23 protein-coding genes are annotated in these 23,949 nt (G+C 35.8%); 9 read left to right on the forward strand and 14 right to left on the reverse strand.

The genetic code is table 11. The features are described 5' to 3' along the window. Nucleotides 1–22: 22 nt before the first annotated feature. From ES724_RS09455 to aat, 3 genes are all read left to right on the forward strand, one after another. Nucleotides 23–901, forward strand: coding sequence for a flavin reductase family protein (locus ES724_RS09455; protein WP_146932421.1), 879 nt, complete (start codon nt 23–25; stop codon nt 899–901). Between the two features lies 1 nt (nt 902). Then, complete coding sequence (locus tag ES724_RS09460) at nt 903–1,277, forward strand: DUF3127 domain-containing protein (protein WP_146932423.1); 375 nt, start codon at nt 903–905, stop codon at nt 1,275–1,277. Between the two features lie 184 nt (nt 1,278–1,461). Next, a complete protein-coding gene (aat, locus tag ES724_RS09465) occupies nt 1,462–2,031 on the forward strand; it encodes a leucyl/phenylalanyl-tRNA--protein transferase (RefSeq protein ID WP_246136855.1) in 570 nt (189 codons plus the stop codon). A gap of 51 nt (nt 2,032–2,082) precedes the next feature. Here aat and ES724_RS09470 read toward each other — a convergent pair whose 3' ends face one another. The 7 genes from ES724_RS09470 to ES724_RS09500 form a co-directional block, all read right to left on the reverse strand. Next, a complete protein-coding gene (locus ES724_RS09470) occupies nt 2,083–3,024 on the reverse strand; it encodes an endonuclease/exonuclease/phosphatase family protein (RefSeq protein WP_146932427.1) in 942 nt (313 codons plus the stop codon). Nucleotides 3,025–3,038: 14 nt separating this feature from the next. Then, on the reverse strand, nt 3,039–3,605 hold the full coding sequence (locus ES724_RS09475; RefSeq protein ID WP_146932429.1) for a DNA-3-methyladenine glycosylase I: 567 nt from the start codon (nt 3,603–3,605) through the stop codon (nt 3,039–3,041). Nucleotides 3,606–3,610: 5 nt separating this feature from the next. Next, a complete protein-coding gene (locus tag ES724_RS09480) occupies nt 3,611–4,327 on the reverse strand; it encodes an energy transducer TonB family protein (RefSeq protein WP_146932430.1) in 717 nt (238 codons plus the stop codon). A gap of 37 nt (nt 4,328–4,364) precedes the next feature. Further along, nucleotides 4,365–5,066, reverse strand: coding sequence for a tRNA pseudouridine(55) synthase TruB (truB, locus tag ES724_RS09485; RefSeq protein WP_146932431.1), 702 nt, complete (start codon nt 5,064–5,066; stop codon nt 4,365–4,367). After that, the gene (locus ES724_RS09490; RefSeq protein WP_146932432.1) at nt 5,056–5,850 is read right to left on the reverse strand and encodes an undecaprenyl-diphosphate phosphatase; all 795 of its coding nucleotides are present in this window, start codon (nt 5,848–5,850) and stop codon (nt 5,056–5,058) included. Before ES724_RS09490 ends, truB begins: the two co-directional genes overlap by 11 nt. A gap of 6 nt (nt 5,851–5,856) precedes the next feature. Then, nucleotides 5,857–6,114, reverse strand: coding sequence for a DUF3098 domain-containing protein (locus ES724_RS09495; protein ID WP_026836613.1), 258 nt, complete (start codon nt 6,112–6,114; stop codon nt 5,857–5,859). 126 nt (nt 6,115–6,240) lie between these two features. Next, a complete protein-coding gene (locus tag ES724_RS09500) occupies nt 6,241–7,119 on the reverse strand; it encodes a cell division protein FtsX (protein ID WP_146932433.1) in 879 nt (292 codons plus the stop codon). 114 nt (nt 7,120–7,233) lie between these two features. Here ES724_RS09500 and ES724_RS09505 point away from each other — a divergent pair, with 114 nt between their 5' ends. The 6 genes from ES724_RS09505 to ES724_RS09530 all read left to right on the forward strand — a co-directional run bounded on the left by ES724_RS09505 (nt 7,234) and on the right by ES724_RS09530 (nt 16,790). Beyond that, nucleotides 7,234–8,172, forward strand: coding sequence for a ketopantoate reductase family protein (locus ES724_RS09505; protein WP_146932434.1), 939 nt, complete (start codon nt 7,234–7,236; stop codon nt 8,170–8,172). 83 nt (nt 8,173–8,255) lie between these two features. Continuing rightward, nucleotides 8,256–11,513, forward strand: coding sequence for a leucine--tRNA ligase (gene leuS / locus ES724_RS09510; RefSeq protein ID WP_146932435.1), 3,258 nt, complete (start codon nt 8,256–8,258; stop codon nt 11,511–11,513). Nucleotides 11,514–11,672: 159 nt separating this feature from the next. Beyond that, the gene (locus ES724_RS09515) at nt 11,673–12,287 is read left to right on the forward strand and encodes a DUF4230 domain-containing protein (RefSeq protein WP_146932436.1); all 615 of its coding nucleotides are present in this window, start codon (nt 11,673–11,675) and stop codon (nt 12,285–12,287) included. A gap of 670 nt (nt 12,288–12,957) precedes the next feature. Beyond that, the gene (locus tag ES724_RS09520; protein ID WP_146932437.1) at nt 12,958–13,317 is read left to right on the forward strand and encodes an MmcQ/YjbR family DNA-binding protein; all 360 of its coding nucleotides are present in this window, start codon (nt 12,958–12,960) and stop codon (nt 13,315–13,317) included. An 18-nt stretch (nt 13,318–13,335) separates the two neighbouring features. Then, a complete protein-coding gene (locus ES724_RS09525; protein ID WP_146932438.1) occupies nt 13,336–15,105 on the forward strand; it encodes a MutS-related protein in 1,770 nt (589 codons plus the stop codon). 305 nt (nt 15,106–15,410) lie between these two features. Continuing rightward, nucleotides 15,411–16,790: a DUF2079 domain-containing protein gene (locus ES724_RS09530; protein WP_246136853.1), complete on the forward strand. Its 1,380-nt coding sequence runs from the start codon at nt 15,411–15,413 to the stop codon at nt 16,788–16,790. Here ES724_RS09530 and ES724_RS09535 read toward each other — a convergent pair. The 7 genes from ES724_RS09535 to ES724_RS09565 form a co-directional block, all read right to left on the reverse strand. After that, the gene (locus tag ES724_RS09535; RefSeq protein WP_146932439.1) at nt 16,787–17,401 is read right to left on the reverse strand and encodes a lipid-A-disaccharide synthase N-terminal domain-containing protein; all 615 of its coding nucleotides are present in this window, start codon (nt 17,399–17,401) and stop codon (nt 16,787–16,789) included. The two genes, ES724_RS09530 and ES724_RS09535, sit on opposite strands and share 4 nt — an antisense overlap. A gap of 78 nt (nt 17,402–17,479) precedes the next feature. Then, nucleotides 17,480–18,451 (reverse strand): deoxyhypusine synthase family protein, encoded by a 972-nt coding sequence (locus tag ES724_RS09540; RefSeq protein WP_026836603.1) that lies wholly within the window; start codon nt 18,449–18,451, stop codon nt 17,480–17,482. Further along, the gene (speB, locus tag ES724_RS09545) at nt 18,444–19,322 is read right to left on the reverse strand and encodes an agmatinase (RefSeq protein ID WP_146932440.1); all 879 of its coding nucleotides are present in this window, start codon (nt 19,320–19,322) and stop codon (nt 18,444–18,446) included. The genes ES724_RS09540 and speB overlap by 8 nt, the downstream gene beginning before the upstream one ends. 81 nt (nt 19,323–19,403) lie before the next feature. Then, nucleotides 19,404–20,807 carry an arginine decarboxylase gene (locus tag ES724_RS09550; protein WP_146932441.1) on the reverse strand — a complete coding sequence of 468 codons (1,404 nt, stop codon included), beginning with the start codon at nt 20,805–20,807 and terminating at the stop codon, nt 19,404–19,406. A 330-nt stretch (nt 20,808–21,137) separates the two neighbouring features. Beyond that, nucleotides 21,138–22,013 (reverse strand): pseudouridine synthase, encoded by an 876-nt coding sequence (locus ES724_RS09555; RefSeq protein WP_026836600.1) that lies wholly within the window; start codon nt 22,011–22,013, stop codon nt 21,138–21,140. Nucleotides 22,014–22,084: 71 nt separating this feature from the next. Beyond that, entirely contained in the window at nt 22,085–22,990 is a 906-nt protein-coding gene (locus ES724_RS09560; RefSeq protein ID WP_146932443.1) for a geranylgeranylglycerol-phosphate geranylgeranyltransferase, read from the reverse strand. A 15-nt stretch (nt 22,991–23,005) separates the two neighbouring features. Continuing rightward, nucleotides 23,006–23,944: a mevalonate kinase family protein gene (locus tag ES724_RS09565; protein WP_146932445.1), complete on the reverse strand. Its 939-nt coding sequence runs from the start codon at nt 23,942–23,944 to the stop codon at nt 23,006–23,008. Nucleotides 23,945–23,949: the final 5 nt, after the last annotated feature.

A 23,949-nucleotide genomic window follows, 5' to 3' on the forward strand; every position in this document is an offset into this window, starting at 1 on the left:
TACCTTTGTGAAAAATCGCTGAATGCTATCTATAGATCCTAATGAAATTAGTACAGGTAAAAGACATCAATATTTGCTGGGAGCAATAGGTCCAAGACCCATTGCATTTGCAAGTACATTGGACGAAAATGGTAAGCCAAACTTGTCACCATTCAGTTTTTTTAATGTGTTTAGTGCTAACCCGCCAATCTTGATCTTCTCTCCTGCGAGAAGGGGTCGCGATAATACTGTTAAGCATACTTATTTGAATGCAAAAGCAACCAAGGAAGTGGTGATTAATATTGTAGATTATAAGATCGTACAACAAATGTCACTTTCCAGCACAGAATACCCTGAAGGGGTTAATGAGTTTGAAAAAGCTGGTTTTACTATGCTGAAATCTGATATGGTAAAACCTTTTAGAGTTGCAGAGTCTCCTGCCCAGTTCGAGTGTAAGATCCTAGAAGTAAAGGAGCTTGGGGAAGAAGGTGGAGCAGGAAATTTAGTGATTTGTGAAGTAGTAAAAATGCATTTTGATGAAGCTATTTTAGATGCTGAAGGTTTTATAGATCAGCATAAAATAGATCAGGTAGCGAGAATGGGAGGAAATTGGTATACCAGAGCCAATATGGGTCTTTTTGAAGTGCCTAAACCATTGTCTTCTCTCGGGATAGGTGTAGATCAAATTCCGCAGGAAATTAGAAATAGTAAATTTCTAACAGGGAATGATCTTGGTAAACTTGGGAATGTAGAAGTTTTACCTTCCGCAGAAGAAATAAATGCATTTATAAATGAGGATAGTAATGCCTCGAGTTTGGTGAAATCTGGGGATCTTAAAAAGATCCATATGCAAGCACAAGAATATTTAGAGAAAGAAGATCCGGCAAAAGCCTGGAAAATATTATTAGCAAAATCAAATTAAAATGGAAGTAGAAGGAAAAATAAAAATGATTGGTGAAACCCAAACATTTGGAAGTAATGGATTTAGAAAAAGAGAGCTTGTTGTGACAACTGAAGAGCAGTATCCACAACATATCATGGTGGAGTTTGTACAAGATAAAACAGACCTATTGAATAACTACCAGGTTGGACAACCAGTAAAAATTGGAGTCAACCTAAGAGGTCGGGAATGGGTGAATCCTCAGGGAGAAACTAAATATTTTAATTCTATTCAAGGTTGGAGAATAGAGAATTTGCAAGCTGGTAGTGCTGCTCCAGGTCAAACTCCTCCACCTGCAGATCAATTTGAGCCTGCTCAAGATCTTAAAGATGAAGATTACGACGATTTACCTTTCTAAGGTCTAAGACCTCAAGAATATCATATGTTTAAAGCTTAGCATCTTAAATTAAGAAGCTAAGCTTTTCTTTTTATTTGCTAAATTGAATTAATCCAATTATTAGTACCCTAGAATTTTGAGTTCTTCAATTCCATATCAAAAATTTCCACCCGTGGAATTTGCAAACCCAGACGGGCTTCTCGCAATGGGAGGAGACCTTTCAGTGGAACGGCTTTTAGATGCATATAATCACGGTATCTTTCCCTGGTATGATTCCTCGGAGCCTATTCTTTGGTGGAGCCCAGACCCTAGAATGGTGTTGTTTCCTGAAAATTTAAAAGTTTCCAAGAGTATGCGACAGCTGATCAAAAAGGAAGCGTTTCAGGTTACCTATAATCAGGATTTTATGGCCGTAATAGAAAACTGTGCTGTAATTAAACGTGATGGGCAGAATGGGACCTGGATCACGCAGCAGATCAAAGATGCCTATTTGAAGCTTCATCATTTGGGAATAGTTCAATCTGTTGAGGTCTGGCAAAATGATGAATTGGTTGGCGGACTGTATGGTATTTACCTGAAAGAGAAAAAAGTCTTCTGCGGAGAAAGTATGTTCGCTAAAGTTAGCAATGCCTCCAAATACGGATTTATCAGGTATGTAAGAAAATTGAAAGCTGAAGGAGTTTCCCTTATAGATTGCCAGATCTATACGGAACATTTAAATAGTTTGGGAGCTACTGAAATTCCTAGGAAAGAGTTTTTGGATTATTTGAAATAAGATCTTTCAAAAAAATCAAGAACCTCGGGAATTTAAACCCCCAATGAGGAATTAAATTCCAATTTTTAAGAAAATAGGTAAATGATCTGACCCAATATTTTTTGCTGTTTCTCTTTCTAAAACCTTAAGTTCTCCCCCAATTAAACAATGATCTAAGGTGGTTCTTAATGGGTAAAAATCGGCTGGCCATGTGGTAGCTACTCCGAATCCATTTCTAGAATCTACTAGATTCGCATTAGTAAGAAGGTCTCTAAAATGCGATGAAAAAGAAGAAGTGTTTAGATCTCCTATCAGGATAAAATTCTCTGAAAAGCTATCCCGTTTTCTACCAATATCTTGTAATTGACTATTTCTTGAATCAAAAGTTCTTGGACTAATAGGAGGAACAGGATGAGTGGCTAATATGCTGAGTGGTTTATCACCAAAAACTAAATCTGCTTTGATAGATGATTTAGAGCTGTTTTCAAAATAAATAACAGAAGAACTCATTTTTATTTTGCTAAATAAAGCAATTCCAAAATTATCATTTCTTTGTTTTACTTCGTGAAATGGATAGGATTTAAAAACTTCATTTAATTGATTTTCCCAATGAGGTGTCAATTCCATTAAAACCAAAATATCAGGATCTTTCTCTTCAATTAACTCTAAAACTTCAGTGGAATTAGTGTTTGAGGATAAAAGATTTATGGAAAGAATTGTTAATTCTTGTTCAGTATTTTCAGAAACAATCGCAGGAGAAATATATAAAGGAACTACATAGATTGCATTCCAAATGAAAAGGAGAACTAGAATTATTAAGGGTGTTTTATTTCTTTGAAGCCCCACCAATACCATAAAAAGCAAAATCAATACTAATACAACTAAGTACTGAACCCGGAAATGAGACATTAGATCTATCCACCAAATATTAGGGAACAATGTTGGCAGTATAGTGAAGATCGCAACACACAAGGACAGGAAGAAAAGTAAATTTCTAACAAATTTGGTTTTCATCTAGAATTCTCTGTTTAAACTTCGTTATATCTAAAACAATCCACTTCATGGTCGTTTATCATCCCCGTAGCTTGCATGTGGGCATAAATCACTGTGGAACCCACAAATTTGAATCCTCGTTTTTTTAGATCTTTGCTTAGGGCATCACTTATTGGGGTAGTAGGAGGTGCTTTTTTATAATCTACCACAGCATTTTGAATAGGATTTCCATCTACAAATCCCCATATATAGTTGCTAAAGCTGCCAAACTCTTCCTGAATTTTTATAAATAACTGCGCATTGGTAACTGTGCTTCTAACTTTTAGCTTATTCCGAATAATTCCAGCATCTTGCAAAAGCTCCTGAATTTTTTCTTCAGAATAATTCGCAATCTTTTTATAGTTGAAATCATCAAAGGCTTTTCTGAAATTTTCTCTTTTCCGAAGAATAGTGATCCAACTTAAGCCTGCCTGAAAAGTTTCTAAAACCAAGAATTCAAAAATAGTTGCATCATCATAAACCGGAACACCCCATTCTTCGTCGTGATAGGCTTCATATAATGGATCGCCCATGCACCAACCACAACGTTTCTTGTCGCTCATACTACTTAAGGCTTAAAATTATAGGTAATTGTTCCCAATTGGGAAGAACGTCCCGGCATCGAGCTAAAATATGCCTGATTCGCGTATTCCTCAGCCTGATCTGTCAAACATTCATTATTAGTAGAAGAACTTCCTTTGTTGACACTTGTGGAAATAACCCGCCCATCTTGATTAACAGTGATATTAATCACCACTTTTCCAGATCTGTCGCAGGTGTAAATAGGATTTGGAATCTCTATAGCTGTACGACCTCTTAGGGAATATGAAATAGAACTATTATCTATTCCGCCTTTCTGAACAGATTTAATTTCTGAAGAATTATTCCCATCAGATTGTTTTTTTGGTTCTTTCTTCTTTGCTGAAGCGAGATTATAACTACCAACAGTGTTGGACGCATTCTCATCTGAAGATTCTAATTCGGCAGCGCTGTTTTTCTGAAAGATCTCGTTTAATTGATCGTTAAAATTAGCATCTCTTGCTTCTTGATTTTGGTTGAAGGCTTGATGGGTTTCAACATTCTCCCGAGCTTTCGTGGGCACCAATTCTTCTGGTTCCTTTTCTTCTTCTAAAGCTTCTTCAATTTTAAAACTATCGAGATCCACTAATAGCTCTCGTTCTTTTTGAATATTATTGGAGAGATTTAAATTAAATAAGCTCAAAAATAATACAGCAAAAAACAAAAGAGTGATGATCAAGGCTTTATGTCTGTCAAAAAAATCCATAGAGTTTAAACTTCGAAAACTTATAATTATTCTGGGATTAAGGTAGCAATTTTTCAAAAGATGCAATATCTAAAGAATCATCTACATTAAAAGTGCCAATCTTAGTTCTTCTTAAGGTGGAAAGATGTGCTCCGGAATTAAAGGCTTTTCCAAAATCATGCGCAAGGCTTCTAATATAGGTTCCTTTACTACAAGCTACTCTAAACTCGACTTTTGGCATTTCAACATTTGTGATCTCAAATGCTGAAATAGTTACTTTTCTGGATGGAATTTCCACATCTTCTCCATTTCTGGCATATTCATAAAGACGTTTTCCATTCTTTTTTAAGGCTGAAAATACTGGTGGAACTTGTGAGATCTCCCCAAGGAAGCCTTTTGTTGCCTCATTAATATCTTCTTCGGAAATATGATCGATCTCAAAAGTTTGATCAATCTCTGTTTCCAGATCATAGGATGGCGTTGTGCCTCCTAAAGTAAAGGTACCGGTGTATTCTTTTTCTTGGCCTTGAAATTCTTCTATTCGTTTGGTGAATTTCCCCGTGCAAATTATAAGTAGACCAGAAGCTAAAGGATCTAAAGTGCCTGCATGGCCAACTTTAATTTTTTTTATTTTGCAGCTTTGGCGAATAAGCCAACGCACCTTGTTTACTAATTGAAAAGAAGTCCAACCTAATGGTTTGTCAAACAACAGAATTTGTCCTTCTTTAAATTCTTCTGGAGTGAAGGGTTTAGTTTGCATATCCAAATCCTATAGCGATTATTCCAACGATCAAACAATAGATAGCAAAGTAAGAAAGCTTGCTGTTCTTTACTAATTTTATCATCCAGGTACATGCAACCAATCCTGCTAAGAAAGCAGCTATAAAGCCTATAATTAGAATTGAGGGTTCTGTAGAGCTTTCAGAGAGATCTCCACTAAGAACATCTTTTGCAATTTTTCCTAAGATCAATGGCACTACCATTAAAAAAGAAAATCTCGCTGCTTTTGCTTTGTCGTTTCCTAATAAGACCGAAGTAGAGATTGTTGCTCCAGACCTCGAAATACCTGGTAAAATTGCAATAGCTTGAGAAATTCCTATTACAAATGCATTTCTAAAGCTCACAGGTTTTTCTGTATTTTTAGCTTTATCTGCCAGCCATAATAATAGTGCAGTTATAATAAGCATAAAACCTACCAGAAGTATATTTCCTCCAAAGAGCACTTCCATTTCTTCTTCAAAAAGAAGTCCCACTACTGCTGCCGGGATCATGGAAAGGATTATTTTTAATGAAAACTGAGTTTGCTCGTTCCATTTAAATTGAAAAAGACCTTTGAAAATTTCTAAAATATCTTTTCTAAAAACCACAATGGTACTAAGAGCAGTAGCGGCATGTAATACCACTGTAAAAAGTAAAGATTCGCTAGGAATACTGTCGTCTCCAAGAATGGCTTTTCCAATTTCTAAGTGCCCACTTGAAGAAACAGGCAAAAATTCGGTAAGTCCTTGAATGATTCCAAGGATTACGGCGTCAAATTCGTTCAAAGTAAATTATTTTTTGTTGGGATTTAATAAGATGGCGTAAACTTCTATTCCAAAACCAATTAAAACTAATGCAGGTGCTAAGCGGATTCTCCGGAAGTTATAAATCTCTGGATTAAATACATTTGGATCTGTACTACCGCCGCCAGACATTAAGATAAAACCAAGGGCAATTACCGCTAAACCAATAAACATGAAGGTGTAATTCTTTTTCCCGAAAACAAAGTTGAGGTCCTGCTTATGAAATGGTTTTTTGATCTTGCTCATGTGTAATGTTTTAATTATCTAAACTTGGCCACGAATGCACTAATGTTTTATAAGTCGATTCGCTTATGCATTAATTTATCTGCTTCAAAATTAGCTAAAATCACCAACTTATTTCCAGAGATCTATTTAATAATACAGTTCGTCTGTTTTAAGATTCAAGAATCTAGAGGTTGCAAAAAAGGTACTTAACCATGAGATAAGCGATCCCATTAGAAAAATGCCAACAAACAATGCTATTAATATTTTTTTATCACTTAACAATTCCAGTTCAGGGAAGCTGTCATTCAAATAATAAAGTACTGCAGCCATACCCATTAAGGCTAAAACGGCTCCAATAATTCCCAATTTCACACTTTGTAAAATAAAAGGCCTGCGAATAAAACTTTTGGTAGCTCCAACCATTTGCATGGTCTTAATAATAAATCGCTTAGAATAAACAGCCAATCTGATAGAACTATTGATCAACAGAACAGCGATAAAAGTGAAGATTCCACTTATCACTAAAATCCAGAAACTTATTTTTTTAACGTTGTCATTTAAAAGCGAAATCAAAGGTTTATCGTAAACAACTTCATCTACATATCCCTTAGAGGTCAAGTCTTCAGCAATTTTGTCTATTTGATCTGAAGAGACATAATCTGCTTTCATATGGATATCTATGGAATTTTGTAAAGGGTTATAGCCCAAGAATTCCATGAAATTCTCACCTATTTCCTTGCTATGTTCTTCTGCAGCCTCTTCTTTAGAAACAAACACGCTAGATTTAGTGTATTCTGCCAATGCCAAGCTCTTCTTTAGCTGTTCGATCTCTACATCTTTGGCGGTGTCTTTAAGATATACTGTAAGTGCTATCTGTTCCTTGAAATGGTCGGCTACTTTCTTGGTATTAAGCACCAAAAGACCTAAAAGGCCCAATAAAAATAGCACTAACGAAATACTTATAACTACAGAAAAATAAGACGAGATCAATCGGCGTTTTTGATACCTTTCAAAAGATGTACTCATAGTGTAATTATAGATTTTGGTGTAAAAATAAGAAAGTTAACCATTCACTTTCTTTAAAACGTTCAAACTTTCTAAATTATTCTTATTAGATTAATTTAGTCGAAAATTACTACTATGAGAATATTGATATATGGTGCAGGTGGGGTAGGTGGATATTTTGGTGGAAGATTAGCGAAGGCAGGTAATTTGGTTAGTATTATAGCCCGAGGAAAACATCTGGAAGCAATCAAAAAGAATGGTTTAGAGGTAGAAAGTATCAATGGGAATTTTAAAATTATTCTAAGCAAAGTCACAGATGATTTAACTGAAGTAGAAGCGCCCGAATTAATAATCTTAGGACTGAAATCTTGGCAGATTCCTGAAGCAGCTAAAGAGTTGAAATCCATTATCAATCCAAACACGATGGTACTGCCTCTTCAAAACGGAGCAAGCAATGTGGAAAATTTGATGAAAGTGCTTCCTAAAGAAAATATTCTGGGCGGGCTCTGCCATATTGTAAGTTTTGTATCGGCTCCAGGAAGAATAAAACATGTAAGTTTCGAGCCAAAAATCACTTTTGGGGAGTTAGATAACTCTAATTCTGTAAGAGTTCAAAAATTAGAAAAAGTATTTTCAGATGCCAAGATTACTAATATAGTTTCAGAAGATATAGATCTTGAAATTTGGAAGAAGTTCTTGTTCATAACAACGATAAGCGCTTTGGGCGGACTTACAAGAGTTAGTCTTGGAGAAATGAGAGAGAGTTCTTATTTGATGGATCTTATGAGAAAGACTGCCGGTGAGATTAAAAATGTAGCCAACGCTAAAGGAATTGCCTTAAATGAAGATCATATTAAAGTGGTATTTGAAGTTATAAATAAGTTAGATCCAAAAACCACTGCTTCAACACAGCGTGATATCATGGAAGGGAAACCATCAGAATTGGAGAATTTTAATGGTTATATAGTTAAAGAAGGGAACCGATTAAATATCCCGACTCCAGTGAATCAATTTATCTATGAATGTTTGCTGCCAATGGAAAATCAAGCAAGAATGCAGGCAGAATCAAAATAAAATAGAACAGGTAAAGAAGTATAAAATTGTAAATTTGCGCACATTACAGTGAAGTATTACTGCGTAATCAGAAAAAATATAGAATGAGTTACCATTTCAATGAGATTGAGGCCAAGTGGCAAAAATATTGGGCAGAGAACCAAACTTTTAAAGCAAAGAACAAAAGCGATCTGCCAAAATTCTATGTGCTGGATATGTTTCCTTATCCTTCTGGAGCAGGCTTGCACGTTGGGCATCCTCTAGGTTATATCGCAAGTGATATCTATGCAAGATTCAAGCGCCATAAAGGCTTTAATGTATTGCATCCTCAGGGTTACGATAGTTTTGGATTACCGGCAGAGCAATATGCCATTCAAACTGGTCAGCACCCTGCTATCACTACAGAAGATAATATCAAAAGATACCGCCAGCAGCTAGATCAAATTGGGTTTTCATTCGATTGGAGCAGAGAAGTGCGCACCAGCGAACCAGATTATTACCGTTGGACGCAATGGATCTTTATTCAACTTTTTGAATCTTGGTACGATAAAAATGAAGATAAAGCTCGCAACATTTCAGACTTAAAAACTCTTTTTTCTTCGGAAGGGAATGCAACTGTAAATGCAGTTTGTGATGAGGATGTGGAAACTTTTACCGCAAATGAATGGAATGGCTATTCTTCTGAAGAAAAACAACAGATCCTTTTAAAATACAGACTTACTTATTTAGCTAAAACTGAAGTGAACTGGTGTCCGGAACTAGGAACTGTTCTGGCGAATGATGAAATTGTGAATGGGGTTTCTGAACGTGGAGGATTTCCTGTAGTTCGAAAAAAGATGACACAATGGAGCATGCGTATTTCAGCATATGCTCAACGATTATTGGATGATTCTGAAACTTTAGATTGGCCACAACCGCTTAAAGATTCTCAAACCAACTGGATTGGAAGATCTAAGGGGGCATTGGTTAAGTTCCAGATCTTAGACTCATCCCATCCCCAGCCCTTCCCAAAGGGAAGGGAGCCAAAGCCCGGATATCTCACCGGGGGAAATAACTCTCATTTGTTGCTTGAAAAAGCAAAGAAAATGAGAGATAATCCAACAGATGCTGAAAAATTTCTTTGGCAGGAATTAAAAACTAAGAAGGTAGGTTTTAAATTTAGACAGCAACATTTAATTGGAGACTTCATTGTAGACTTTGTATGTTTAACAAAGAAACTTGTTATAGAAGTTGATGGCAAAATTCATCTTCCTAAAGGAGAGCAAGATCAAGAAAGAAGTAAAATTTTAAATGATCTTGGATTTAAAGTTATTCGTTTTTCAAATGAAGAAGTAATAGGAAATATTGATTCAGTTTTAAAAGAAATTGAAAAAGAATTGATTAATTACCAAGTTCCCCCTCCGGGGGTTAGGGGGATTGATGTTTTCACAACCAGACCCGATACTATTTTTGGAGTTAGCTTCATGACGCTTGCACCCGAACATGAATTGGTTCAGGAAATAACAACATCAGAACAAAAAGAGGCGGTTAATGCCTATATAGAAAAATCGGCTAAACGAAGCGAACGTGAGCGAATGGCAGATGTAAAGACCATAAGCGGGGTGTTTACTGGAGCTTATGCACTTCACCCATTGAGCGGGGAGAAAATCCCTGTTTGGATTGGAGATTACGTGTTGGCAGGTTATGGAACCGGGGCAGTAATGTCGGTTCCTTGTGGAGATCAGCGTGATTATGATTTCGCGAAGCATTTCGGATTGCCAATCCCAAACATCTTTGAGGGAATAGATATTTCTGAGGAGGCTTACGCAGAAAAAAATGGAACCATCATTGCAAACAGTGATTTCCTTAGCGGATTAAGTTATAAGGAGGCAACTCAAAAAGCAATTGAAGCCTTGGAAGCAGTGAATGCAGGAAAAGGAAAGATCAATTACAGATTGAGAGATGCAGTATTTTCCAGACAACGCTATTGGGGTGAGCCATTTCCTGTGTATTATGTAAATGGAATGCCGCAAATGATCGAAGATGAACATTTGCCTTTAAAATTACCAGAAGTAGAAAAATATCTGCCAACCGAAGAAGGGGAGCCTCCATTAGGTCGCGCCAAAGATTGGTATTGGAATACAAAGCTAAATAAGGTGGTTTCCCCTCCTTTGGAGGGGTCCGGGGAGGATGTTTATCCTTTAGAATTGAACACGATGCCAGGTTGGGCGGGGAGTTCATGGTATTTCTTTAGATATATGGATGCCAACAATGAAGAAAGATTTACTTCTGAAGAAGCTCAAAACTATTGGGAGAATGTAGATCTATATATAGGTGGTAGCGAGCATGCTACGGGACACTTATTATATTCCAGATTTTGGACGAAATTTTTATATGACCGCGGAATGGTTTCAGTAAAAGAGCCATTTAAGAAGTTGATCAATCAAGGTATGATCCTTGGAATGAGCGCCATGGTGTATAGAATGGAAGGAGAGAACACCTTCGTTTCCAAAGGACTGATAGAGGGTAAATCGGTACAACCTATCCATGCAGATGTGGCTATGATCAACTCTTCAGATGAATTGGATATAGAAGCTTTCAAAAACTGGCGACCAGAGTTTGCAGATGCTGAATTTATCTTAGAGAACGGAAAATATATTGTTGGTAGAGAGGTAGAAAAAATGTCTAAGTCCAAATACAATGTAGTGAGTCCAGATGAGATCTGTTCTCAATATGGTGCAGATACTTTGCGTATGTATGAGATGTTCTTGGGGCCATTAGAGCAAGCAAAACCTTGGAACACAGCTGGAATCACTGGAGTTCATAGTTTCTTAAAGAAAATGTGGAAGCTGTATCATTCCTCCCCCAACCCCTCAAAAGGAGAGGAGTTTTCGTTTTATATTTCAGAAGAAAAAGCTTCAGCCGATTCTATGAAAACTCTTCATAAAACCATCAAAAAGGTCACAGAAGATATAGAAGAATTCAGCTTTAATACTTCGGTATCTACTTTTATGATCTGTGTGAATGAATTAACGGTTCAGAAATGTAATCAGCGTGAGGTGTTAGAACCTTTAGCCATATTAATTGCACCTTATGCGCCACATATTGCAGAAGAGCTTTGGAGTAAATTAGGTCATGATTCTTCTATTACAACTGCAGAATACCCTGTTTATGAGGAAAGCTATTTAGTAGAAAGCACCAAGGATTATCCTATTTCCTTTAATGGAAAAATGAGGTTCACTATGGAGTTGCCTTTAGACATGGGGAAAGATGAAATTGAGAAAACGGTGATGGCAGATGAGCGTACCCAGAAGCAATTGGACGGAAGAGCTCCTAAAAAGGTGATCGTTGTTCCAGGAAAGATCGTGAACATTGTGGGCTAAATTTAAGAGTAAAAAACCAAGAACCTCGGCGCAATCCTATGAGGTACGTCCCAAGGTTTCGGGAGAAAAACACTTTTAAAGATTCGAGGCATCCCGAGCCGAAGGGACGGGGAATTAAACCCGCATGAGGATTAAATGGCATTTAATTATATTTGATATATGGAGTATCTTTTAATTGGATTGGGAGCAGGAGCTATTTTAGCATATTTTATTTTTGCCAGGCTCAATAAAAATAAAAATAGATCGCGGGCAGATGAGCAATCTGTGATCTTGATGGATAAAATTAAGAGCGTCTGTAAGTTTATCTCTGTTGAAGGAGATTTTTCTGAGATCTATCACTATGAAAACCTTAAAGAGAAGTATGTAAGCTTGCTTTTGGGAAAGAAAAAAGCGATCATTCTTATCACCGCAAAAGCACATGTAGGTTTCGATTTAAGTAAAGTGCGGATGGAGAGCGATATTGAAAATAAGAAAATCATACTTACCAATTTCCCGAAACCAGAACTACTCACTGTAGAAACCGATTTTAAATATTACGATAAGCGCGAAGGTTGGGCGAATCCTTTTACTACTTCAGATCTTACCGATATTAGCAGAGATTCAAAAAAACACATTGTAGATAAGATCCCGCAAAGCGGATTGCTGGAAAAGGCAGCAAAGGAAGCTTTGGGGACTATTCTCTTGATGGAAAAGATAGTGGAGACCATAGGTTGGAAATTAGATTATACCGCTTTGGAAATAGCTTCAGAAGAGCCAGCGAAGATTTCAAAATAATTTTGTCACACTGAGATCGAAGTGTGCTTTGTAATTAGTAAGAGTCTTCGACATGCTACCATTGACTTGTTGCATAATTTGCTGATTTATAGATAATTAATACATCTAATTCTTTGCGTATTTTTAATACGCTTTTTGTTATCATTAAGGTGATTTCAAGAATTTGGAAAACGCTCCCTCTAGTCGGTAATGATTTGTTTTATATTTGAGATTGTTCATTTTTTTGCGTGTCCAAAAAAACGAACCAAAAAAAGGACACTTTTTTGTAGGTGTTTCTAATTATGCTACCGCATAATTAGAACCGTACTTCCCCAGCTAAATTTTCTCCAAGGCTTCGAAAATTTTACGCCGTGGAAGCACTACACTTGCAAAAAAGAAGTTTTTAATAAGATAAATCAGCTAGAAACAATCATACGTCAAAAACTTACGCTAGATAATTTTTTATCACAGGTCTCAGACTGACAATCAAATTCAATTGTATGTCATTCCGACGAAGGAGGAATCTCCTTGATGGTATTTTGTCTTTCTAATAGAGATCCCTCCTCCCGTCGGGATGACAATTGAAAATATAATTCATTTCATGCGGAGTCGAGAGATCTCTTGGAGATTGAATACCAATCATCCTTCAAACTTCGACAAGTTGAACTGAAAAATTATAATTGAAGAGCTTATGGACATCGAAACTTATAGAGATTATTGTCTTTCTAAAAAAGGAGTGACCGAGGGTTTGCCTTTTGGGCCGGATAGTCTTGTTCTTAAGTTAATGGGTAAGATCTTTACTATTGCCTCCTTAGATGAGGTTCCTTTAAGAGTTAATCTAAAATGCGACCCGGAAAGGGCTATTAGTCTTCGGGAAGAACATCCAGAAACTATTCTGCCAGGATATCACATGAATAAAAAGCACTGGAATACTATGGTCTTAGATGGCAGTCTTCAAAAAACACTTATCTTCGAGCTTGTAGATCACTCCTATAATTTGATACGTGCAGGTTTAACCAAGAAACTGAAAGAGGAGCTGGATTTACTATAATTATAGCTATTAAATTTCATGACAGCATTCGATTTTTATACCCAAGAAAAAGCAACCCAAAATAAGCGTTTAAAAGAGGCCAACAAGCAACTCAACTTGTCTAGTATGCTGCGCCTAATCCTTTTTATAGGAACTGCTTTTGGCATCTATTACTTTTATCCAGATTGGAAGATTGCTGCTTTAATTGGAGTAGTTGGATTCGGCATATTCTTATTCTTGGTTTCTCGCCATTCAGACTTGAAGTACAAGCGCAATAAAATTGATGAACTTGTAAAGCTGAATGAAACTGAGCTGGAAGTTTTGAATAGAAATTTTTCTCATTTAGCAACCGGAAAGGAATTCGAAGATCACGATCATCCTTTTAGTCAGGATATAGATCTGTTTGGAAATGGATCTTTTTTCCAGTATTTGAATAGAACTTCTTTAAAAGATGGGAAACGAAAGTTAGCCAAAATCTTAACAGAGAACACTATTCTACAAATTCCTGAAAAGCAGGAAGCTATCAAGGAATTGGCAGAAAAGGCAACATGGAGACAGGAATTCTCTGCTGTAGCAAAGTTGGTAAAAACAGAAAACAGTTCTAGCAATGTGCTAAAATGGTTAACCAATTATAAAACTTTTGTTCCGAAATTCATGTTTTGGCTTAGCTGGGTCTTCACGGCAATTTCTATATTATTAATAGCTGCATATTACATGCAAAGCATCAATGGATGGTTTGTTTTTGGATGGTTTTTAGTGGGCTGGGGGATTACCGCGATATATGTAAAGAAAATAAATGTTCTTGCGGGTAATGTTGGGAAAGTGCAGGATACCTTCCATCAATACTATCAGTTATTGGGAATGATCGAGACTGTGAGCTTTCAATCTGATATCTTAAAGGAGCAGCAATCCAATGTGACATCTGAAGAAAAAAAGGCGTCAAAAATATTGAAATCTTTTTCTAAAGCTATCGATGCTTTGGATCAGCGGAATAACGGTATATTCATAGCTATAGGGAATGGGTTTCTTTTATGGGATCTAAGACAATCATTACGTCTTGAGAAATGGATTTCGGCACATTATGAAAATGTGAAGAACTGGTTCGAGGTGATCGAATTTATAGATGCGTATAACAGCCTTGGGAATTTTGCATTTAATCATGCCCACTATAGCTTCCCAGAGATCCATAAAGATAAGTCGATTATCAAGGCACAAAAACTGGGGCATCCTTTGCTAAATCCTGAAAAGAGAGTAGATAACGATATTTATATAGAGAATGAACATTTCATGATCATTACCGGAGCTAATATGGCAGGGAAAAGCACGTTTTTGAGAACTGTATCCCTGCACATTGTGATGGCTAATATTGGTCTTCCTGTTTGTGCCGATAAAAGTGAGTATACGCCAATCAAACTTATTACGAGTATGAGAACTACAGACTCGCTTAGTGATGATGAGTCTTATTTCTTTTCTGAACTGAAGCGTTTGCAGTATATCGTAAATGAAATTCAGGAAGATAAATACTTTATAATATTAGATGAAATTTTGAAGGGAACAAACAGTACCGATAAAGCGATAGGCTCTAAAAAGTTCATTCAGAAATTGGTAAAATCCAAGTCGACAGGAATTATTGCTACACATGATCTAAGCTTGTGCGAAGTTTCAGATGAATTGAAACAGGTGGAGAATCATTATTTTGATGCAGAGATCGTAAACGATGAGTTGTTTTTCGACTATAAATTTAAAGAAGGAATCTGCCAGAATATGAATGCTTCTTTCTTATTGAAAAAAATGAACATCGTAGACTAGCGCCTCATTGAGGCTTTTATAATGTATTGAAAATGATGTTTTGGGTTGTCATATCGAGCGGAGTCGAGATATCGAAGCATCTCGACTCCGCTCGATGTGACGGTTTGTTTTATAACTGAAATAGCTGTCTTCGACAAGCTCAGACTGACAGTGTTATTTATAAGTTTTATAATCGAAATGTCATGCTGAGTCTATCGAAGCATCTCGACTCCGCTCGATGTGACATATAAAATCCAAAACACGTCATTCTGAACTTGTTTCAGAAACTAAATTTTCCGTTTCTTTAAAGAACTACAATTCCTTAAATGAAGAACTTTTTTCAACTGCATAAAATGTCGCTGTTACTTATAGTATCTAGCGCAGCATTTTATGTTGCCTTTGCATACGACTTGGAACGCTCTGATCTTATAAAACTCATCGGACTTTATTCAGGAGTATTCTATTTGAGTTGGAAGCTTTATAAAATTGAAAAAGTCAACTTTTGGTTTTTAGCAGGAGTGGCATTGCTATTTAGGCTTTTATTTATTGGTGCAATTCCCAATCTGTCTCAAGATTTCTACAGATTTATATGGGATGGCAGAATGATTGCCGCTGGATTTAACCCTTATTTATATTTGCCAGAGAATTTAATCGAGTTGGGAACTGCCCCCATTGCTCAAGCCAAAGAATTGTTTGACGGGATGGGAGCGCTTAGTGCCAGCCATTTTACCAATTATCCTCCGTTAAATCAGTTGTTGTTTGCCATTGCAGGAATCCTTTCTGGAAAGAGTATTATTGGTGCCGTAGTCATTTTGAGGATGATCATCATCTTAGCCGATATTGGAGTATTATACTTCGGAAGAAAATTACTAATAAATCTTAAGTTACCTGAATCCAGAATATTTCTTTATCTGTTGAATCCATTTATTATTATTGAAGTCACCGGAAATCTTCATTTTGAAGGCGTGATGGTTTTTTTCTTAGTTTGGAGTTTGTACTTACTTCAGCAAAAAAAATGGATCGGTAGTGCGATCATCTTTGCGTGTTCTGTGCTACTAAAGTTAGTTCCACTAATGTTCTTGCCAGTTTTCTTCGGGTATTTTATCTATAAAAGAGAGAATATTAATGATGCAGAAAATGAGTCGAAATTAGGCTTCGCTAAATTATTAGGATTCTATTTAATTATTGGTATTACAGTTGTAATGGGTTTTTTACCCATTTTATCTTCAGTATTTATCGAAAATTTTATGACAAGCATTAGCCTTTGGTTTCAGAAATTTGAGTTCAACGCTAGTTTCTATTATATAGTGCGTTGGGTTGGGTTTCAGTCAAGGGGTTATAATATTATAGAAACAGCAGGAAAAGCCCTCCCATTGGTCACCATTGGGATATTGGCAGGCTTATCGTTCTTCAGAAAGAATAATTCATTTGAAAAACTTGTTACAGCCATGCTTTTTGGTTTCACCGCATACTTGTTTCTTTCCACAACTGTTCATCCATGGTATTTGGCAATACCCTTAATGCTATCCTTATTTACTACTTATAAATATCTAATGGTTTGGAGTTTTGTGGTGATATTAAGTTATGCTGCGTATACATCCGATGGATTTCAAGAAAATTTATGGTTGGTGGCTTTAGAATATATAATTGTAATTGGTGTTTTTATTAAAGAACTCTTCGGAAGAAAGACTCTTTTGCAGCTCTAATCATTTTTTAGAAAAAGATTTCTGATATAAACGATTGCTCCAAAAAAATGAGCAGCAAGTAAAACGGGATCGCTTCTAAAAATAGCATAGGTGAAAAGAATAGCAGAGCCAGTAATACTTATAATCCAAAAGACTTTCGGGAGTGAAGATTCTTCGTGCCTTTCAGAATATATCCACTGGTAGATAAATCTTGAAGTATAAACTACCTGTCCAATAATTCCGACAATTATTAACCAAAGCGGAATATTTTCATTTTCTACTAGCGATTTCCAGGTTAGTTCACTAAAAAATAGTAGATATGCAGCAATCAAGAAAGGTGTAAGTAGCACTGTGATCTTGAAAAGCAGGTTGGTTTTTTTCCATTCCTGCTGTAACTTGAGATTTCTGAAATAAATGGTATAGATAAAAGCCTGACCTAGCATGATGGGAAGATCACCTCTAAGATATCCGTAAATAAATAGCAAGAGCGCCGCAAGTAAACTTAATTTCCAATACAGAGTTGGGGTTATTACTTTTTCAGCCTTTTCAGATAAGAACCATTGAGAAATAAGTCTGATCGAGAAGAGTAATTGTGCTAGAAATCCTATGCTGTATATTATCCAATCATTCATAATTTAAAAACAACTTTAAAAATAAAAAGCTGCCTTTCAGAAGAGATTGGCAGCTTTTAAAATATTTTTTATCTAGATCTACATATCTAATAAGTATGCAAAAATAAGTGGCGCAACAATAGTAGCATCACTCTCTATGATAAATTTAGGAGTATTGATATCTAATTTTCCCCATGTGATCTTCTCATTTGGAACCGCTCCGGAATAAGATCCGTAGCTGGTTGTAGAATCAGAGATCTGGCAGAAATAGTTCCAAAAAGGAGTATCTGTACGTTCCATATCTTGGTATAACATTGGCACCACGCATATTGGGAAATCTCCCGCAATACCTCCACCAATCTGGAAGAAGCCAATTCCTTCTTTAGAATTTTCTGTATACCAATCTGCTAGGAAAGTCATATACTCAATCCCAGATTTCATAGTGCTTGCCTTTAATTCACCTTTTAATACATAAGATGCAAAAATGTTCCCCATGGTACTATCTTCCCATCCCGGAACGACCATTGGAAGATTTGCTTTTGCCGCAGCGTACATCCAAGAATCCTTAATATCTATTTCATAGTACTCTTCTAAAACTCCGGAAAGTAAAAGTTTGTACATGTATTCATGCGGGAAATAACGTTCTCCGGCAGCTTCAGCATCTTTCCAGATTTTCACGATATGCTCCTGAATTCTTCTAAATGCTTCCTCTTCTGGAATACAAGTATCTGTAACTCTGTTCAATCCTTTTTCTAAAAGATCCCATTCATCCTGAGGGGTAAGATCTCTATAGTTTGGCACTCTTTTGTAGTGAGAATGCGCAACTAGATTCATTACATCTTCCTCTAAATTGGCACCAGTACAAGAAATTATTTGCAATTTGTCCTGACGGATCATCTCTGCAAATATTTTTCCTATTTCTGCAGTACTCATGGCACCTGCAAGAGAAACCAACATTTTAGAACCTTGTGCTAATTGCTTTTCATAAGCTTCAGCAGCGTCTACAAGAGCAGCGGCATTAAAATGTAAATAGTATTTTTTAATAAATTCTGAAATCGCTCCTTTACTCATCTTCGTCTTCGTCTGGGTTATGATTCAAATATTTGAACTTATAGCTCAACATTTTATAATATAATTTGGCTGCAAGGAAATCGGAAGATTTATCCACATCATTTGGACAAAGCTCTACAATATCAAATCCTACTACATTTTTCTTTTTGAATATCATTTTCAGGAATTCCAAAGTTTCATACCATAGTAATCCTCCCGGTTCTGGTGTTCCTGTAGATGGCATAATAGAAGGATCAAAAGCATCCAGATCTATCGTGATAAACACATTAGGTGTCATTTGACCAATAGCATCTTCCGTCCAATTTTCGTAAAGGTCATCCCCAAAGTATACCTGATTTTCGTCCATATACTCTAATTCTGAGACATCCATAGATCGAATTCCTACCTGAACTAGGTTGGTGGTTTTTCTAGCTTCATGAAGCGCACAAGCATGGTTAAATTTAGAACCTTCATATTCTGGTCTCAAATCTGCATGAGCATCTAATTGAACAACGGTAAGATCTGGAAATGCTTCATTAAAAGCACGAATGGTTCCAATACTTACAGAATGTTCACCTCCAAAAATGGTTACAAATTTTTCCTGATTTATGTAATTTTTGGTAGTTTTCTGAACTGCTTCAACCATTTTCTCTGGTGAAGAATTTTCAGTTACTGGCGGAGCCAGGTAAATACCTTTTCTGTAAACTTCTGAACGCGTTTCAATGTCGAAAAGTTCCATGTTCTCTGAAGCTTCTAAAAAAGCATCTGGTCCTTTATCTGCGCCTTTTTGCCAGGAGCTTGTTCCATCATAAGGAACAGGGATTAATACCACTTGTGCATCGTCTAAACGTGCATATTTTTCTGGTATCCCGGCGTAATTCTTTTTGCTCATTGCTTGATTTTAAAAGTTTTAAGTTGACTCCCTCATTAAGGGTTTAAATTGTAATGGTTAAAGTTATAAATTTTTTTAAATCTATTTGTTTCTATCGTATCCCAAGATATGTAATAGATCTTCGGCATTCTGTTGCTCACTAAATACTTTAGTTGTCAATGTGCCATCTTTTTCCTTGTCTATTAGGATGTGTTTTGGTTGTGGAATCAAGCAGTGTTGTAATCCGCCAAAACCACCAATGCTTTCTTGATAGGCTCCTGTATTAAAGAAACCTATAAAAAGCGGCTTTTCCTTTTTATACTTCGGAAGATAAATTGCGTTAGTATTTTGTTCAGAGTTATAATAATCGTCGCTATCACAAGTAAGTCCACCTAATAAAATACGCTCATATTCATCATTCCATCTATTTATAGGCAACATCACAAATTTCTTGCTAATAGCCCAGGTATCTGGAAGTGTGGTGATGAAAGATGAGTTTATCATGTTCCACTTCTCACGATCATTTTGTTGTTTTTGGTAAAGGATCTCATAAATAGCTCCTCCGCTCTCTCCAACTGTGAACGATCCAAATTCAGTAAAGATATTTGGCACTTCTACTTCATATTCTTCACAAGTAAGTTTGATCTGGTTGACGATCTCTGACACCATATATTGGTAATCATATTCAAAAGCTAGAGAATTCTTTATTGGAAATCCGCCACCAATATTGAGACTGTCTAAACTTGGACAAACCTTTTTAAGGTCGATATATACCTTTAAACACTTATTAAGCTCATTCCAATAATAGGCAGTATCGCGAATTCCGGTATTTATAAAAAAGTGAAGCATTTTAAGCTCTACCTGTGGGTTGTCTTTTACCTTTTTATTGAAAAAAGGAACAATATTTTTGTATCCAATTCCTAATCTGGAAGTATAGAATTCGAATTTTGGCTCTTCTTCAGAAGCTATTCTAATTCCAATTTTATAAGGATCGTCGATCTGTTCAGAAAGAAGATCGATCTCTTCATAATTATCTATTATAGGAATACAATTCTTATGACCCTCATTTAAAAGATCTGCAATATTGCTTATGTATTGGTCTCTTTTAAAACCATTGCATATAACATATGCGTCTTTATGGAGTTTCCCCGATTTTTTTAATTTCTGAACGATGTTAATATCAAACGCAGATGAAGTTTCAATATGAATATCATTATTTAAAGCTTCGTTTAAAACGTGTTCGAAATGAGAGCTTTTGGTACAGTAACAGTAATTATACTTTCCTTTATAATCGTGTTCCTTAATTGCATTCTTAAACCATTCTTTTGCTCGATTTATATTCTCAGATATCTTTGGGAGATAGGTGAATTTAAGAGGTGCACCATATTGCTCTACCAATTTCATAAGATCTATACCATGAAATTGCAGCTCGTTATCTTCTAGTTTAAATTCTTCCTGAGGAAAATAAAAAGTTTGCTCTATTAAATCGCGATATTTTGTGTTCAATGCTTTGTTTTAATTGTTGGTTAAAAATTAGGGATTAAATTATACTGTCAAAAGGATTGACTCGTAAATTATTGTTAAGATAAATTGAAGGGAAGTCGCTAATTGTAAGCGCGCTAAGATTTGTCGAACCTAGGGCTGAATTAAAAACTTGAAGCTCAATGGCTTCACTTGAAAATAACATCAACGTTATCAATTGAGTTTATTTAATTCTAAATCTGAAAATTTCTACTTTACTTGTTGCTAAAAATGAATATTTAAAAAGCAATTCACTTATTAGTCAAGCAAATGTATAAAAAATGTTAGTTGAAATTACATTTTTTGACCTAAGGCTTAAAGCATTTTTATATTTATGATCTCTTGCTTGGTAAGAGTTCTGTAATTCCCTCTTGGAAGATCCTTTTTCGTTAGTCCGCCAAAGGTTACTCTGTCTAGTTTTTCCACCTCAAAACCTAAGCTTTTAAATAGACGTTGTATCACGTGTGGCTTTATACTATTGGTCTCTATTCCCAATTCATTTTTAGGTCTATTGTCTATATAACTTACCTCTTGAACTTTTACTTTTCCATCTTCTAGGGTAACTCCGTCTTCTATTCTTTTTAATTCTTCAAAAGAAATAGGCTTATTAAGTTCTAAATGATAGATCTGTCTAATTCCGTTCTTTGGTTTTCCTAGTTGTTTTTCCAAAGTCCCGTCATTGGTAAATAAAAGAAGTCCAGTAGCTTGACGGTCCAGTTTTCCAACAGGCGCTACTTTGGATTTTGTTGCATTAGCTATTAGATCCATTACCGTTCTGGAACCTTTTTCTAAACTTCCAGTGGTAAAGAAACCTTTAGGCTTGTTCAATAGAATATATTCTGGTTTCTCTGGAATAACACGTCTACCATCAAATTTCACTTCTTCGGTAGGTTTTACACGGTATCCCATTTCGGTAACTATCTTGTCGTTCACAGTTACATTTCCTGCGCCAATATAGATATCTGCATCTCTACGAGAACAAGCGCCAGAATTTGCGATATACTTATTTAGTCTTATTCCTTCAGGCTTAGGACCAGTTTTCGCGGCTGGTTTAACGGCACCTTTAGGAGCGCTTTTTGGAGCAGAATCTTTCTTAATAGGAGCATTTCCTCTAGCCATAGATTTTTTCTTTGGCCCACCACCTTGTCTTCCACTAAACTTTTTCCCTGAAGAATTATCATTCCTGCTCATAACGCTAATTTTTTGCAAAGATACTAGATATATCTTTCTCTTTATATTTTAACACTTAAAGATTTTTATTCTTAAAAAACTCTACTAAAAACTTCTTTGTAATCTATAAGTAGGATACTAAAAACCCCCGCAACTATAATTAGCTTAAGTATATTATGCAGTATTAAATATTGCCACTTAGCATTACTGAAATAAAGAAAAAGTAAAAAGAAAATAAGTAGGAGCAAAGAGGTGTAAAAATAGTAATCCATTAGACCTGTGTCGAACCTTGTTGTTAAAAGCAAGATGGGAATAACAGCGAGAACAGTGAGCACAGATAGAAAAAATTTACTCCAATTTTCACCATAGACCACTGGTATCGTTTTATAATTCTGAATAAGATCTCCTTTTAAATTCTCCAAATCCTTTACCAGTTCCCGCATCGCGATCATAATGAATAGAAAAGTGGCGTGGATAAAAATAACGGTTTCAAAATTTTTATAATAGATGAATACTACAAAAAATGGGGTTATGGCTAAGATACTTGCCATAATATTACCAAGAAAAAGGATTTTTTTGATCCTGTGTGAGTATAACCAGATAGTGAAAATATAGATAGAAAAGAAAACCACTGCTCTAAAAGACACATAACTGGCAAAGAAGATCGCAGCAAAATTCAGAATAAAATATACCGAAAGTTTGGTACGCTGACTAATAAGCCTGTCCAGCATTGTTTTTTTAGGCCTGTTTATAAGGTCTTTCTCGCTATCATAAAAATTATTGATAATATATCCCGAAGCTATAACGGTGGCAGAAGAAAGTATAAGGAAAAAGAGATTTGGATCGAAAAACACATCTCTCAACTCTAAGCCAGGCGCAAGAATGAATGCTGCAGTAAGATATTGTGCAATTATAAGAATGAGAATATTATAACCTCGCACTACCGAAAACAAACTCAACATCTTAAGCATTAAAAGTTTGTTCTTAGCTGGCGCCATGTAATTCGGTAGGTTTTAGAAGTTGTAAACCACTTCTAAATTATAATCTTTTAAAGATTTTTTAGCCTTTTCTATATCCTCGGTGAAACCTAAAATGTATCCACCACCACCAGAACCACAAAGTTTCAAGTAATAATCATTAGAGTCTATTCCTTGTTTCCACAACTTATGGAATTGAGTAGGGATCATTGGTTTAAAGTTGTCCAAGACAACATGAGAAAGTTTTTTAATATTTCCGAACAAAGATTTGATATCTCCTTGTAAAAAATCATCTACACAAGCATCTGTATGTTTGATAAACTGATCTTTAACCATTATTCTAAAAGGTTCCTGTTTCATGTTTTCCATAAAAATCTGCACCATCGGCGCAGTCTCACCCATAGAACCACTGTCTAATAAAAAGACAGCACCTTTTCCGTTTTCAGTTTGAGATGGAATTCCGGCAGGCTCAATATTATCTTTAGAATTAATTAAAATAGGAATGCTTAAATAACTATTTAAAGGATCTAGACCAGAAGATTTACCATGGAAGAAAGATTCCATTTCCCCGAAGATCTTTTTCAGTTTTAATAACTTTTCTCTTGTTAGATTTTCTAAGACCGTGATCTTACCTGTAGCATATTCATCATAAATTGCTGCAACCAAGGCACCACTGCTCCCAACTCCATATCCCTGAGGGATAGTAGAATCAAAATACATCCCATTTGAGATATCTTTATTTAATTCATCTAAATTAAAATGTACTAAAGAAGGATTAGAAATTTCTAATTCGCCTAAATGTTTAGCAAAAGCTTGAAGGCTTTTATTAGATTCTATAGCTTCTTCAGAAGGGTTTTCATCCACCTTTAAAGCACCATTATAAAAATTGTATGGTATAGATAAACCTTTGGAATCCTTGATGATCCCGTATTCTCCGAAAAGCAAGATCTTAGAATAAAATAATGGTCCTTTCATAAGCT

The organism is Gillisia hiemivivida (assembly GCF_007997295.1).
GTDB lineage: Bacteria > Bacteroidota > Bacteroidia > Flavobacteriales > Flavobacteriaceae > Gillisia > Gillisia hiemivivida.